The sequence below is a fragment of the Corynebacterium tuscaniense DNF00037 genome, assembly GCF_000759055.1.
Taxonomy (GTDB): domain Bacteria; phylum Actinomycetota; class Actinomycetes; order Mycobacteriales; family Mycobacteriaceae; genus Corynebacterium; species Corynebacterium tuscaniense.
This window is the reverse complement of the sequence record NZ_JRNG01000013.1, coordinates 59,565-74,058: the sequence shown is the minus strand read 5'-3', so window position 1 is coordinate 74,058 and position 14,494 is coordinate 59,565. Positions and strand designations below refer to the sequence as shown.

12 protein-coding genes are annotated in these 14,494 nt (G+C 59.3%); 2 read left to right on the top strand and 10 right to left on the bottom strand.

What is annotated here, in order from left to right; genetic code table 11:
- Positions 1-246: 246 nt before the first annotated feature.
- The 5 genes from pgl to tkt form a co-directional block, all read right to left on the bottom strand.
- The gene (gene pgl / locus HMPREF2129_RS03925) at positions 247-978 is read right to left on the bottom strand and encodes a 6-phosphogluconolactonase (protein WP_034663426.1); all 732 of its coding nucleotides are present in this window, start codon (positions 976-978) and stop codon (positions 247-249) included.
- Between the two features lie 41 nt (positions 979-1,019).
- Positions 1,020-1,955, bottom strand: coding sequence for a glucose-6-phosphate dehydrogenase assembly protein OpcA (locus tag HMPREF2129_RS03920; protein WP_034663424.1), 936 nt, complete (start codon positions 1,953-1,955; stop codon positions 1,020-1,022).
- 33 nt (positions 1,956-1,988) lie between these two features.
- Positions 1,989-3,527 (bottom strand): glucose-6-phosphate dehydrogenase, encoded by a 1,539-nt coding sequence (zwf, locus tag HMPREF2129_RS03915; protein ID WP_034663421.1) that lies wholly within the window; start codon positions 3,525-3,527, stop codon positions 1,989-1,991.
- Positions 3,528-3,680: 153 nt separating this feature from the next.
- On the bottom strand, positions 3,681-4,781 hold the full coding sequence (gene tal, locus HMPREF2129_RS03910) for a transaldolase (protein ID WP_034663420.1): 1,101 nt from the start codon (positions 4,779-4,781) through the stop codon (positions 3,681-3,683).
- Positions 4,782-4,811: 30 nt separating this feature from the next.
- Positions 4,812-6,944: a transketolase gene (gene tkt, locus HMPREF2129_RS03905; protein WP_052092702.1), complete on the bottom strand. Its 2,133-nt coding sequence runs from the start codon at positions 6,942-6,944 to the stop codon at positions 4,812-4,814.
- Between the two features lie 301 nt (positions 6,945-7,245).
- Between tkt and HMPREF2129_RS03900 the strand changes: the two genes are divergently transcribed.
- Entirely contained in the window at positions 7,246-8,172 is a 927-nt protein-coding gene (locus tag HMPREF2129_RS03900) for a heme o synthase (protein ID WP_034663417.1), read from the top strand.
- On the opposite strand, the gene HMPREF2129_RS03895 is transcribed toward HMPREF2129_RS03900, so the two are convergent.
- The 5 genes from HMPREF2129_RS03895 to mptB all read right to left on the bottom strand — a co-directional run bounded on the left by HMPREF2129_RS03895 (position 8,169) and on the right by mptB (position 13,683).
- Positions 8,169-9,131: a quinone oxidoreductase family protein gene (locus HMPREF2129_RS03895; protein WP_034663415.1), complete on the bottom strand. Its 963-nt coding sequence runs from the start codon at positions 9,129-9,131 to the stop codon at positions 8,169-8,171. The genes HMPREF2129_RS03900 and HMPREF2129_RS03895 overlap by 4 nt on opposite strands.
- Before the next feature lie 69 nt (positions 9,132-9,200).
- Complete coding sequence (locus tag HMPREF2129_RS03890; protein ID WP_084576522.1) at positions 9,201-10,202, bottom strand: COX15/CtaA family protein; 1,002 nt, start codon at positions 10,200-10,202, stop codon at positions 9,201-9,203.
- A gap of 92 nt (positions 10,203-10,294) precedes the next feature.
- Positions 10,295-11,056, bottom strand: a complete 762-nt coding sequence (locus tag HMPREF2129_RS03885) for an ABC transporter permease (RefSeq protein WP_034663412.1) — start codon at positions 11,054-11,056, stop codon at positions 10,295-10,297.
- Positions 11,057-11,064: 8 nt separating this feature from the next.
- A complete protein-coding gene (locus HMPREF2129_RS03880; protein WP_052092683.1) occupies positions 11,065-12,030 on the bottom strand; it encodes an ABC transporter ATP-binding protein in 966 nt (321 codons plus the stop codon).
- A 6-nt stretch (positions 12,031-12,036) separates the two neighbouring features.
- On the bottom strand, positions 12,037-13,683 hold the full coding sequence (gene mptB / locus HMPREF2129_RS03875) for a polyprenol phosphomannose-dependent alpha 1,6 mannosyltransferase MptB (RefSeq protein ID WP_034663409.1): 1,647 nt from the start codon (positions 13,681-13,683) through the stop codon (positions 12,037-12,039).
- 104 nt (positions 13,684-13,787) lie between these two features.
- On the opposite strand from mptB, the gene HMPREF2129_RS03870 reads away from it, so the two are divergent.
- Positions 13,788-14,492, top strand: a complete 705-nt coding sequence (locus HMPREF2129_RS03870; RefSeq protein ID WP_034663406.1) for a helix-turn-helix transcriptional regulator — start codon at positions 13,788-13,790, stop codon at positions 14,490-14,492.
- Positions 14,493-14,494 lie beyond the last annotated feature (2 nt).

The window sequence follows — 14,494 nt, the reverse complement described above, 5'->3', positions numbered from 1 at the left end:
CTAAACCGAAACCCGCAAACGCGCAGCAAACGGCCAAAACGGCCTGTGGATAACACACAACTATCCACAAGCCACGCGCACCAAACCACGAACCAGAACACGCGAAACAACACGCTGACATGCGACAACAGCCCGGTTCCCTGCAAACCGTAAAAAGTTCCGGACAGTTGGCGCGGAGTCATCCGGCTGGACGCGACGACGTGACACCCGGATATCCGACTCACAATTTGTTAACTAATCCCGGCACTAGGTCCCTGGTTCGGTGGCGGCATCCTCAGTGACAAAGAGAACCGTCTTCGCTAGCTCTGGGATGAGGGTGACGGGCCATTCTTCGGATACTGTGCCGTCGATAAGCTGATGTGCTGCGGGGGCCTTCTCTGAACCGGAAACGAGGAGCCACACTTCGTGTGCGCGGGCCACGGCCGGCAGTGCGAGAGTGATGCGCTCTACGGGCGGCTTCGGCGAGTCCTTCACGGCAACGACGAGCTTGTTACGCTCGGCCAGCTGCCTGGAGTGGGGGAACAGAGAGTTGATGTGCCCATCTGGGCCCATGCCCATCAAGTGAAGATCAAAACCCTGCGGGGCGAACTGCTCGATTGCGCGTGCGTAGTTTTCCGCGGCATCTTCCAGGGTGGTGCTACCAGCTCGGTAGCCATGGATGTTGGCCTCCGGGATATGAACGTGGTTCAGTAACGCGTAGCGTGCTTGACCTTCGTTGGATTCTGGGTCGTACACCGGGACGTTGCGCTCATCACCGAAGAAGACGTGGATGCGGGACCAGTCGAGGTTCTTTGCGCGCACGAGGCGAGACAGTAACTTGATGCCGGCGCCACCACCGGTAAAAACCACGCGCGCGATGCCGTCCCCGTGGACGCCGCCGTCATCGGAGTTCACAATCTTCGCGACGGTATCTACGAATCGACTGGACGCCTGGTCAATCAAAACATCCAGGTTGGGGACTTGTTCGACGCTAACCATGTGCTCATCGCTCCTTGTGGTGCTTTTTCTGTCTATCGACTTTAGACAACTTTCACGTTTGGTAGTGCTTTCAACGCCTGTGAGTACGCAAAGTCGGGGTCAAGGTGGCGCAATTCTTCGGCCAAACAATCGGCGTCACTGCGTGTTCCGAGGGACACGAACTGGGCGGCAATGCCGGGGACGGTGACGCGCACTGTTTTGTCGTCCTTCACGCTCACCGTGACGGGGCCGGACGCGCGCTGCAAAGTAAGGCGACGGACAGGGAAGTAGCGGGAGGGTTCATTGTGAGTCTCCTCGCTGGTCGTGCGGTGGACTTCGAGGTCAAGGCATGCAGCGAGCCAACCAGCTGCCATATCGACGCTCGGGTCATCCTCTGGCCCATCAATCTCCACCGCGCTGATCGGGTCGTGGGGGTACGCATCCACGGCGGAGGCGACGACCCCGCGCCAGTTAGTGATGCGGGACCACATCATGTCCGAGTCCCCTGGGGAGTATCCGTGTGCCAAACGCAGCAAGGTGTTGCCATCCACATTCTCCCGCGCGTTCGTGATGCGCCGGTGCGCAAGGCGGCCTAAAGGGTGCAGGCTCGGATCTGCCGGTGCGGTGGACGGCCACCACGTCACAATCGGGGTGTCCGGTAGAAGCAAAGGCGTAACGACGGAATCAAGGTTGCTAGCCAGATCCCCGTGCAGATCCATGACGACGATCTCCGACGCCCCGGCATCGGACGACAAGATCGCCTGCGCGTCCATGGACGCTTCACCGTCGGGATTACCCGTGATGAGCATAAGAACGCGTGCTGGATGCTCGTGGGAGGCGCTGCGGACGTTGTCGAGGATGGATTCCACATCATCAGCGATATCCGCAACAACGATGAGGGTGAGTACTCGGCCCGTGGCCAGGGAGTGGTTTTCCTGATTGTCCAGGAGCAGTTTGGTGATTTCCCGGGTGGAGGTGTCAGACAGTGTGACGATCATGGTTGGTGACCTTTACTAGTCAGTACTTGTCAGTTACGGGCGGCGCCAAGACCTGCCGGAAGCGTGCATCATTTCATCAGCGGAAGTCGGGCCCCATGTACCCGCCGGATACTCATCGGGGCGCCCGTTTTCAGCCCAGTAATCCAGGATCGGATCGAGGATTTCCCAACTACGCTCGACTTCTTCGGAGGTGGGGAAGAGGCCGGTTTCGTCGAGAAGCGCGTCAAGAATGAGACGCTCGTAGGCTTCCGGCGATTCTTCCGTGAAAGCTTCGGTGTAGGAGAAGTCCATGTTCACGTCGCGGACTTCCATGGTGGAGCCCGGCACCTTGGATCCGAAGCGCATGAGGATGCCTTCGTCCGGCTGAATGCGAATGACCAAGGTGTTCGCTCCAAGCTGGCTGGTCAAACCTGGGGCAAAGGGCTGGTGTGGTGCCTTCTTGAACACCATGGCAATCTCCGTCACGCGACGGCCTAGACGCTTACCGGTGCGCAGGTAGAAAGGCACACCCGCCCAACGACGCGAGTTAATTCCCAGGGTGCAGGCAGCGTAGGTTTCCGTGGTGGAATCCGGATCAAAGCCTTCTTCCTCGCGCAGACCAACGACTTTCTCTGAGCCCTGCCACCCGGCGGTGTACTGGCCACGTGCCGTTGTCTCCTCGAAGGGGCCTACCGGTTTCGTTGCGCGGAGAATTTTCAACTTCTCGTAGCGCAGCTGGCGTGGGGAGAAGGACACCGGCTCATCCATAGCCACGAGCGCAAGTAATTGCAGTAGGTGGTTTTGGATGACATCGCGGGCAGCGCCAATGCCGTCGTAGTAGCCAGCGCGCCCACCAAGCCCGATGTCTTCCGCCATGGTGATCTGCACGTGGTCGACGTAGCGGGAGCTCCAGATCGGCTCAAAGAGCTGGTTGGCAAAACGGAAAGCCAGAATGTTCTGAACAGTCTCTTTGCCCAGGTAGTGGTCGATACGGAACACCGCACGCTCCGGGAAAACTGCGTTGATCGTGGCGTTGAGCTCTTTAGCCGATTTCAGGTCATGGCCGAAAGGCTTCTCGATGATCACGCGGCGCCACTGTTCCACCGTGGGGTGAGCCATGCCGGTGCGGTCTAGCTGATCAATGACGTTGGAGAAGTACTCCGGCGGCACGGAGAGGTAAAACGCCCAGTTGCCGGCAGTGCCACGGGTGGCATCCATTTCCTTGAGCAACGCTGCCATGTTGTCAAAAGCGGCATCGTCGTCGAAGGCGCCTTGCACAAAGTGCATGCCTTCGGCGAGCCGGGCCCACACATGCTCATCGAAATCGGTGCGGGCACCCACCTCAACCTGTTCGCGGACGAAAGACTCAAAATCTTCTTTGGACCACGGGCGGCGGCCAAAGCCCACAAGGGTGAAACCGGCGGGCAACAAGCCGCGGTAGGCAAGGTCATACACAGCTGGCAGAAGCTTGCGTTTTGCGAGGTCGCCGGTCACGCCGAAGATGACCATGCCGGAGGCGCCAGCGATCCGGGGGAGCCGCCGGTCGGCGGGGGAACGGAGAGGGTTGACCCATTCGGGTGCCGGTTCCGACACGTCGAACACCTTTCGTCAGATAAGCGGGAGCCTTCTTAATCTTCGAAGCTCCCCGCACCGGAGTCATGTGATGGGCGGGGAGCTTACGCGAAGTGGTGACCCAAATTACTTCAATAAAGTAAACCTCATTTCCACGGCCACGACAAAGGTTTTTTATCCCAATTTTTCCGCCATGGAATTGAGCAATTCCTGCCAGGCGTCAACGAATTTATCCACCCCTTCGCGTTCCAGAACGCGTACTACGTCAGCTACATCAATGCCGACCTTGGCCAGGGCGGCGAAGACCTTCGCGGCGTCATCCGCAGTCCCAGTGAGGGTGTCGCCGGAGATATTATCGCCAGTAAGTGCAGCATCAATAGTCGGCTCCGGCATCGTGTTCACGGTGTCCGGTCCAGCGAGTTGTGTCACGTACATGTCCGCGGGGTAGTCCGGGTTCTTCACACCGGTGGATGCCCACAGCGGGCGCTGCTTGTTGGTGCCCTGGGGAAGAGCCGACATCGCCCCAGTGTCGAACTCGTCGAGGAAAAGCTGGTAGGCCAGACGCGCATTCGCAATACCGGCCTTGCCCTTCAGTGCCTGTGCTTCTTCAGCGTGCTCACCCGCGATGGAGTCAAGGCGGTTATCCACCTCGGTGTCCATGCGAGAAACGAAGAAGGAAGCAACGGAGTGGATGTGCGAAACATTCTTGCCGTTAGCGGCCGCCTGCGTAATGCCCGCCTTGAACGCGTCGATGACCTGCTTGTAGCGCTCCACAGAGAAGATCAAGGTGACGTTCACCGATATGCCCTCCGCCAGTGCCGCGGTGATCGCCGGAAGGGAAGCATCCGTTGCTGGGATCTTGATCATGGCGTTCGGGCGATCCACCTGCGCCCACAATTCCGTGGCTTGGGCCACGGTGGCGGCCTCATCATCGGCGTGGCGGGGATCCACCTCAATGGAAACACGGCCATCTTTGCCGCCCGTGGACTCGTAGATATCCATGAAGAGGTCACACGCGTCCTGCACGTCCTTGACACTCATGGCATAGACGGCGTCATCGACACTCGCACTACGTGCCTTGAGCTCAGCCAATTGTGCGTCGTAGGCGTTCCCCTTCGACATCGCGGCAGCGAAGATCGCCGGATTTGTGGTCACACCAACGATGGACTTGGTGGACTTCAGTTCCACGATATTGCCGGAGGTGATGCGCTCACGCGACAAATCGTCTAGCCACGTGGAAGTGCCGAGCTCATACAAGCGGTCAATGGCGGTCATTGGAGGGAACTCCTTAAAGCGAAGTGGTGGTTAGATCTGGTCGCCACGGACCCGGTCAGCCTGCGGTTCAGACACGGACTCGGCAACGTTGCCCTGGGCGGAAGCCAGGGACTCGCGTGCAGCGGACACAACAGCGTCGGTGGTGATGCCGAAGCGGGTGAAAAGCTCGTTGCCCGGTGCGGAGGCACCGAAGTGCTCGAGGGAGACGTTGCGTCCCTTGTCGCCGGTGAAGCGGAACCACGGCATAGCAATAGCTGCCTCGACGGAAACACGAGCAGTGACCGACGGTGGGAGAATCTCGTCGATGTAGGAACGATCCTGCTCCAGGAACCATTCCATGCACGGCATGGACACAACGCGGGTGGCGGTGCCGTCAGCCTCGAGAGTCTTCGCAGCCTCAACCGCCAGCTGCACCTCAGAGCCAGAAGCCATGAGGATCACGTCCGGTGTCGGCTTGGAAGCCTCAACCAGGACGTAAGCGCCCTTAGACAGGCCGTCGAAAGCTTTCGCCTTTGTGCCCTCAAGCACAGGAAGGTTTTGGCGGGACAATGCCAGGATCTTCGGCTGCTCACGGCCCTCAATGGCGGCCTTCCATGCAGCGGAGGTTTCGTTAGCGTCGGCCGGACGAATGACAGCCAGATCTGGGATGGCGCGCAATGCGGTAAGGGTTTCTACCGGCTGGTGGGTTGGGCCGTCCTCGCCCAAACCGATCGAATCGTGGGTGAATACGTAGTAGCCGTCAATGCCGGACAGCGCGGCGACGCGGATAGAGGGGTAGAGGTACTCGGAGAAGATGAGGAAGGTGCCACCGTAGACGCGGGTACCACCGTGCAGGGCAATGCCGTTCATGATCGCGCCCATGCCGTGCTCACGGATGCCAAAGTGCAGGTTACGGCCGTACGGATGCGCCGTGAACATCTCAGTGGAGATTTCCTCTGGGCCGAAGGAAGGCTCGCCCTTGATCAGAGTGTTGTTAGAGCCAGCCAGGTCAGCGGAACCGCCCCACAGTTCGGGCAGGGTCTTTGCCAGCGCCTGGATGGCTGCCTCTGAAGCCTTACGGGTAGCCAGACCCTTGGCGTCCGGTTCCCAGGTAGGCATCTCATCGGCCCAGCCATCGGGCAGGCCGCGGACGGTCATGCGGTCCAGCAGCTCCTTGTTGGCGGGGTTGGCGGCAGCCCAGTCGTCGAAAAGCTTCTGCCAATGAGCATGCGCCTGCGCACCGTGCTCAACGAGGCGACGGGTGTGGTTGATCACCTTCTCCTCGACCGGGAACATGACCTCCGGGTCAAAGCCCAGGATCTTCTTGGTTGCCGCAACTTCCTCCGCGCCGAGTGCTGCACCGTGGGCCGCGCCCGTGTTCATAAGGTTCGGGGCTGGGTAACCGATGACGGTTTTCACACGCACGAGAGTCGGACGGGAAGTTTCAGCCTTCGCCTGCTCGACAGCCTCCAGGATTGCAGCAACGTCCTCACCGGACTCCACGGTCAGCGTCTGCCAGCCGTAGGCCTCGTAGCGGGCCACCACGTCTTCGGTGAAGGCGATCTGCGTGTCATCCTCGATAGAAATACGGTTGTCATCCCAGAACGCAATCAGGTTGCCCAGCTTCTGCGTACCGGCCAAAGAGCAGGCCTCAGAGGTCACGCCCTCCTGCAGGTCGCCATCGCCCGCGATGACGTAAATGAAGTGATCAAAAGGAGACTGGCCCGGAGCAGCTTCTGGGTCGAAGAGGCCACGCTCGCGGCGCGCAGCCATCGCCATGCCCACAGCGGATGCAAGGCCCTGACCTAGCGGACCAGTGGTGATCTCCACACCCGCAGTGTGGTTGTATTCCGGGTGACCCGGCGTCTTCGAGCCCCACGTGCGCAAGGACTGAAGGTCCTCAATCTCCAGCCCGAAACCGCCGAAGTACAGCTGAATATACTGAGTCAACGAAGAGTGACCGGCAGACAGCACGAAGCGGTCACGGCCCACCCAATTCGGATCGCTCGGATCATGGCGCATCACACGCTGGTACAAGGTGTAGGCCAGGGGAGCGAGAGACATCGCCGTGCCCGGGTGGCCAGACCCGCAGTTCTCAACGGAATCAGCAGCGAGGATTCGGGCGGTGTTCACCGCGCGGGTGTCCTCCTCCGTCCAGTCTTCTGGGTAGCGGGCCACGGTCATGGCCTTCAGCTCATCAGGCAGGTTGATCTCAGTGGAAGTCACGTGAAGTCCTCGCTTAAAAAATCGTGCGAATATAACTTCCCCCCACCCTAGTGCCAAAGCTCAGTCGGTTCAGCACCACCGTGCACAGATGCTTATCGGCGAGGATTAGCGCGCAACGATGGACCGGCGGTAGCATGCCTGGGAGTCGTGGATAAGCGAATGCTCTTGTCTGACATCGGGAACTATCTGCGCCTGCCTGGCGACTAATGAGAAAGACGTAGGCAAAAGTGCGACGGTGCAGGATTAAAGAGGAGATGTAGTGGAGATCATCAAGGCGTACTTCGGACTGACGAAGCCGAGGGTCATTGAACTCCTGCTCATCGCCGCTATTCCCGCGATGCTGCAGGCAGACCGCGGTGAAGTTCACGTTTGGCTGATCCTTGCCACGCTCTTGGGTGGCTGGATGGGGGCCGGTGCGGCCAACACTTTCAACATGGTCGCCGACTACGACATTGACCAGAAGATGGGGCGCACTCGTGCGCGTCCTCTCGTGCGCCATAAAGTAACGAAGCAACGTGCGCGCATTTTTGCGTGGGTGCTCCTTGTCGTCTCCGTGCTGTGGCTTGGCTTTGTGTGTAAATCCTGGCTGGCTGCATTCTTCATCATTTTGACCAACGCCTTTTACATCTTCGTGTACACCAAGTGGCTCAAGCGCCGCACGTGGCAGAACGTGATTTGGGGTGGTGCTGCTGGCTGCATGCCGGTGATGGTCGGCTGGGCTGTGATCCGCGATAACGTTCACGATGGGAGCCCGGACCGCTGGTGGCAAGCCATCGTGCTCTTCCTCATTATTTTCTTCTGGACCCCGCCGCACACGTGGGCGCTGGCTATGAAGTACCGCGAAGATTACGCACGTGCGAATGTGCCCATGCTGCCGGTGGTGGCAACCGCTGAGGAAACAAGCAAGCAGATCCTCATTTACTCCTGGGTGACCGTATTGGTGTCGCTGTTGCTGGTTCCGGCGGCATCCTGGATCTACGCGCTCATCGCTGTGCTCAGTGGAGGTGCTTTCTTGGTGATGGCGCAGCGTCTGCACACCGACATCAAAAATGGCGTGGATGTGAAGCCACTGAAGTTGTTTATCTTGTCGAACAATTACCTGGCTGTGCTCTTCCTTGGCCTGTCCTTCGACGCGGTTCTAGGATTGACCACCATGGCCGAACTGTTCCCGGGTGGCCTAGGCTAGGTCGCCTTTAGTACAATCGAACCCGTTGTCTTGCGCGCCTGGAGGTCCTCATGGGCCTGGCGCGCATCTTCTAATGCGTAGGGCTCATGGACGCGGATGTTGAGCGTTCCGTCCTCCACCGCCCGTACGACGGCTTGGGCGCGCATACGGAATTCGTCTTCGCTGGCGGTATACGCCCCGATAGAGGGGCGAGTGAGGAAGATGGAGCCGTGTTTGTTGAGCAGCTGAGGATCAAAGGGCTCGACTGGGCCGGAAGCTGCCCCGAACAGACACACAAGTCCGCGTGGACGGACGGCCTCGAGGGATTCCTGGAAGGTTTCTTTGCCCACGCCATCGTAGACAACGTCCACGCCACGCCCACCACAGCGGCGTCTCACGCTTTCTGCCAGGCCCTCTGAATAACGGAAGACCTCGGTGGCGCCGGCAGCGTAAGCCAGATCTTCCTTCTCATCCGTGGACACGACGGAGAACACCGTGGCGCCTGCCGCCACTGCGAGTTGGGTGAGCAACAGCCCCACGCCACCCGCACCGGCAGTAAGCAGGATTGTATCGCCGGAGTGGGTCTCCCTGACACCGTGGAGCAGGTAGTGCGCTGTTATACCCTGTAACAACATAGAGGCGGCAACATCGTGGGCGATAGATTGGGGTACAGCCACCAGGCGGGTGCGGTCCACGCACACCTTCTCCGCATAGGACCCTGGTGCGGACTCCCAGGCAACCAGGGTGCCTGGAGCAATCTCACCGGCTGGATCATCAATCACGCGGCCACAGCCTTCCTGGCCCGGAATGAACGGTAATGGTGAGTGATAGATTCCCTCGCGGTAGTAGGTGTCAATGTAGTTCACACCCGCATACTCCACCGCGACGAGCAATTGGCCGTCCGTGGGCTGAGGATCTGGAACTTCAGCGGGGACGAGAACCTCTGGGCCACCGTGCTGGCTAATCTGAATTGCCTTCATGGTTTTCCAGGCTACGCAACTGAACGGCCCATTTGGGCCGTTCAGTAGGAGTTTTTACCAGAAGCTCGCTTAAGAGGTGGTGGTGTTGTACTGCTTCGGGTTCAGAACCGGGAGGCGACGCTGGCCGTGGGCCCACAGGAAAGCGGTGAAGGCCACCACGACGCCAGACATGATGATGTGCGCCGGCACGGTCCAACGCGGTACACCCAGATAGAACTGAATGACGCCAATGGCCCACTGGACCACGATCATGGCCAGCAGCACCCACACTGTCTTCATAGCATCCTGCGGTGCCTTCTGCTTCCGTAAAACGAACGCGGTGGCGAGTGTGAAGGCCAAGTAAATGTACATGCACGCAGCGTGGACGTAAGCGAGCATCTCCGTGTCCATTTCCAAACGGCCTTCCATGCCCACGCCTGCGTCGCCGGAGTGGGGGCCGGAGCCCGTCACCATTGTTCCGGTGATCAGGACGAGGCACAGCGCCACGGCGGCGATGATGGCCAGCGTGCTCGCAGTGGAATCAAAGCGGCGTTGTGGCTCCACATCATCCGGTTCAGCCAGACGCATGTACAAAACAGCCGCCACAGCGACGAGAACCATCGACGGAAGGAAGTGCAGCGCCACTGCCCACCACTGTAGATCAAGTTTCACCGAAATACCGCCGATGACAGCCTGCAGAATCACGCCGAGGCCAGAGACAACGGAGAGGACAACAATGCTTTTACGACGGCCTGCCCGCATCACGGAATAAAATACCAAGATCGTGGCCGCCACGACTACGAAAGTGAGAGTGCGGTTGCCAAACTCAATGAGCTGCTGAACCCACGGAGCGGCACCACGGACCGGGAACAGCGAACCTTCGTGGCAGAGTGGCCACTCATTGCAGCCCAGGCCCGAACCGGTCACACGGACAAGAGAACCGGTGAATGTGATGCCAGCCTGTACCACCAGCAGGATGAAGGCGAAAATGCGCTGTGTCTTGACCGTGGGGACCTGTTTGATCCGTTCGGAGAAGGGCAGCGTGGCGGTACTTCCGCCGACGGTTGAATCGAGGTGCGGTGCGGAGCTCACGAGGTTTCCGTGCCTTTCCTTAAGTTAAGAGCGGGTATTTAATCCGTTGGTATTCATTTTCGCAGAGGTGAGTGGGGGAGCCCAATTGGGAGCTAGCCGTCAAAACGGAACCAGCGTATGGTGCCTAGCACACCCATCACGGTCCAGAATAAGAGTGACATCCATGCGGTGAGATGGATGACGCCGTGGAGTGCGCCGGTTATGGCACTGGCCAAAGCAACTGATGGAGCCAGATCCCATAGACCAGGGGAACCCAGATGCCCGGAGTAAACAACCCAGCCCAAAATGCCCAACAAGATAAACCAAATCAGGTTGGATACTGCCAGAACAACTTCCGAGGACTGTGTGCCACCCAGCAGCAAGCCCAGTGCCGTAAACGCCGTGACGCCGATGAACAGGGCCACAATTCCTAACACAGCGCCGGGGAACGAAACCGTCCAGCCGAGCAGGAATGCAATCGTGCCCAAAACAATGATCTGAACAAGCACCGTGGTTAACACCGCAATGATCTTGCCGGCGATGATCGTCCACGTGGGAACTCCGGAGGCGCCGGAACGTTTGAGGGCACCATAGCGTCTGTCAAAAGCGAGGGAGATTGACTGGCCAGTGAAACCAGCGCTTGCGGCAGCGATGGCGAAGACCATGGGGACGAGCTCATCCAAACTCGTCTCTCCACCAAATACATCCATCGTGGCGGCGCCAATGAGGATCGCGGCAGGAATGATCAGACTGAGCAGCAACTGTTCGCCATGGCGCAACATGAGTTTGGCTTCAATGCGCCCTTGAGCAGCAGCCATGCGCGCCACGCTGGCACGCTGCGGGGCGGGACTAAAAGTTCCGGGTGCAAAATCCATGATGATTCCTAAGACCTCAACTCTCGTCCGGTGATGTCCAAAAACACGTCCTCCAAAGTGCGACGGCGCACGCCCAAGTGCTTGATCAGAACGTCCTGGCGGGCTGCTTCGGCAGCGACGGAAGCAATAATCGACGGATCCGCAGCCGAATCAAGCCGGTACACCAATTCCTCGGCTGAAGGCTTCAGCTCAGCTGTCGACGATTCCGCTACCGCCACCAAATCCAACGGTCGATCCGTGTGGATTTCGAGGGCGGAGGGGGCAGAGCCGTCGATAAGCTCTGCGGGTGTGCCTTCAACGAGCAATGAGCCGTGATCGATGATGGCAACATAGTCCGCGAGCGACTCCGCCTCGTCCATGAGATGCGTGGTCAAAACGACGGTCACGCCATCACGCTTCAGCGCACGAATGAGATCCCACACAGCGCGGCGTGACTGGGCATCCATACCCGCGGTTGGCTCATCGAGGAAGATCAACTCCGGCCGACCGATGAGCGCGAGCGCCAAAGACAGGCGCTGTTGCTGGCCGCCCGAGAGACGCCGGTAGGTCGTTTTAGCTACACCTTCAAGCCCTAAAACTTCCATGAGCCACGTGGGATCCAAGGGTTCCTTGTTGTACGAGGCGGTGAGGTCGAGCATCTCCTTGACGCGGATTCCGGAATAAGACCCGCCACCTTGCAACATGATGCCAATGCGGGAGCGGACTTCCTCTGGTTCGCGCTGCGGATCAAAGCCAAGGACATTGATCTGACCGGAGGTTGGGGTAGTGAAGCCCTCGCACATCTCAATCGTGGTCGACTTGCCGGCGCCATTGGGCCCAAGCAAAGCGAAAACCTCCCCGCGGCGGGCGGACAGGCTTAAGTCATTGACGGCGGTCTTAGGGCCGAACTTCTTAGTGACGCCTTCGACTGACAGTGCAACTTCATCGTCAGACAGCGAGCGTGATTGGGTCGGGCGAGAAACAGGTGCATTCATCGCACATCAGTGTAGGGCGCGAGGGCGACGAACCCTCAACCACACGAAGAGGAGAAGCACCACTGTAACCGCAACGAATAAGGCCATCGAGTAAATCAATGCCACCGTCGCCGGCGGCAAAGCGAGACCACGCGGGAGCACGAGGAACGCAAAAACGGACGAATACATGGCAACACCTGCACGGAAGAACGTTCGGTTCGCCCACGCGGCAAGCGGCATAATGCCCCACAGTGGATACCACGGGTGCACAACTGGGAAAAGAATGACCAATACGAGTGTGGCCACACCTAGCCCCCCAACGGGGTCAATCGTGCCCTTATATGTTGCGAACAACATGCGCGCACAAAACGCCACCGCAACAAGCAGCGCCACCGTGCGTGTCACAGTGAGCATCGCCACGGAATGATCGCCGAGACCAAGCAGTTCACCGAAGAAGGACGCCGCCAGACCGATGTCTGTGCTCAAGGACAGCCAGCTGCGTATCGTTGCCGCACCGCCCTGGCCCGTCACCCATCCGAGACCAATGCTCGTGGCCATCGTGACAACGCCGATGGTGGCCACCATGATTGCGGTTTTTATAACGGTTGCGCCCGCGATTCCCCGGACACCTCCCCAGCGTCGCGCCAGGGCCATGCCCACAAAACCAAGCGCCATGAAGCCAGTGACCTTGACCATGCCAGCGCAACTGATGAGCGCACCCGACGCAATAATCAAACCGAGTCCGAGCGCCCGGTTGGTATCAAGCCTTTCAATCCCGCGCAGCCCCAGTTCAAAACCGACGAGCAAAATGCCCATCATGATCGCCTCATTGTGGATACCGCCGATGAGATGCAGTACCACCAGCGGATTGAGCACACCCAGCCACACCGCCACCGGTCCGCTCACATTGCACCGGCGTGCCAAGGCGACAATGCCCCACGCCGCGGCAGCAACACCGAGCAAAGACACCAGGCGATGGCAGACCACGCCCCAAAAGATCGAGTCGCCGGTCAGCATAGAAATGCCTGCGGAGATCGCCAAAGCCACCGGACCGTACGGGCTGGGAGACTCCGCCCAAATGAACGGCACCGACCGCGCAAGCGGGTGTTCGCGTCCCAGCAGCTCCACCGGACCTGCAGAATATGGGTCTATTCCCTGCGCCACAATCGAGCCTTGCGCCAAATACGAATAAATATCCTGTGTGAACAGGGGAGCGGTAAACACCAACGGCACGACCCACACGCCGAAGGTGCGCAAAAGTAGCGGAACGCCTACGCGCGCACGTCCGCCATCCGCGCCCACAAAGGAGCCCATTAGTAGCCACGCTAGGACCAAAAAACCGACGCCAAGCAGCACAATGCTTGACGACGTCACCATCATCCTCCCCATCAACGCCCCGAAGGGGAAAGACCCGTAGGGGTTATTCACCACGGGTAGAGCGCCGGCTCCAAGTCCGCCAAGGCCGATGAGCAAGGTGCCCACCATGCCAAGGATGCGCAGAATCTCAAAGCGGTTACGCTCGGCAATGCTGGGGTGCAGGGGGGTAGTGGAGGACGTGCCAGAAACGGTGCCGGCGTGGAGTTCCGCCGACCGCGACCCCGGTTGCCCAAGGCGTGGCAATTCACCTGCGAAGCGGTAAAGCTTCCGCCTTGGGTTCTCACGGTCCGTTTTCACAGGAAGCAGTCTACAAAACAGTCAAGGTTGAGGTCCGCACCGATTAAAGGCACACTAGTGTTGTCTAAAGGAGAGATCACGAGGAAACAGAGTGAGGAGGAGACATGAACCAGATCGCGCGATCTACTGACGGGGTCACCCGCAGGCGGATCATGTCGGCCATTCTCACCTCCGCACCTGTGACAGCCTCACAGCTGGCGAAAGAGATCAGGATCTCACCTGCTGGCGTTCGGCGCCACATAGACAAGTTGCTTGAGGAAGGCCTCGTTGAACACAGCCCGAAACCTGCCCGTGCAGCAGGACGGACAGGTCGCGGCCGGCCAGCACAGCACTACCAGCTCACTGAATCTGGCCGAGACAGCTTCGGCAGCGGCTACGACGAGTTGGCTCTAGAAGCCTTCGCAGCCATCGAGGAAATTGGTGGGCGTGAAGCAGTGAAAAAACTGGCGCAGAAACGAGCCGAGAAACTGCTCGGACCCCTGCGAAACAAGCCACAAAGCGATATTGCCGATGTGGCCCACGATGTTGCAGACACAATGGCATCCCAAGGCTACGCAGCCGAAGTCAACCACGTAGGCTCGGGCATGCAATTGTGTCAGCATCACTGTCCGGTACATGCCGTTGCTGCGGAGTACCCGGAAATTTGTGAAGCGGAACACGAGCTGATTTCGGAGCTAGTGGGCTCCGCCGTCGCGCCGTTGGCCTTAATTGCCAATGGGGATGGCGTATGTACTGCCCACATCAGCATGATCGAAAGCAGCACCTTTGCTGGAGGAACCACAATGGAAAGGAGCGGAGGACGTGACTAGCA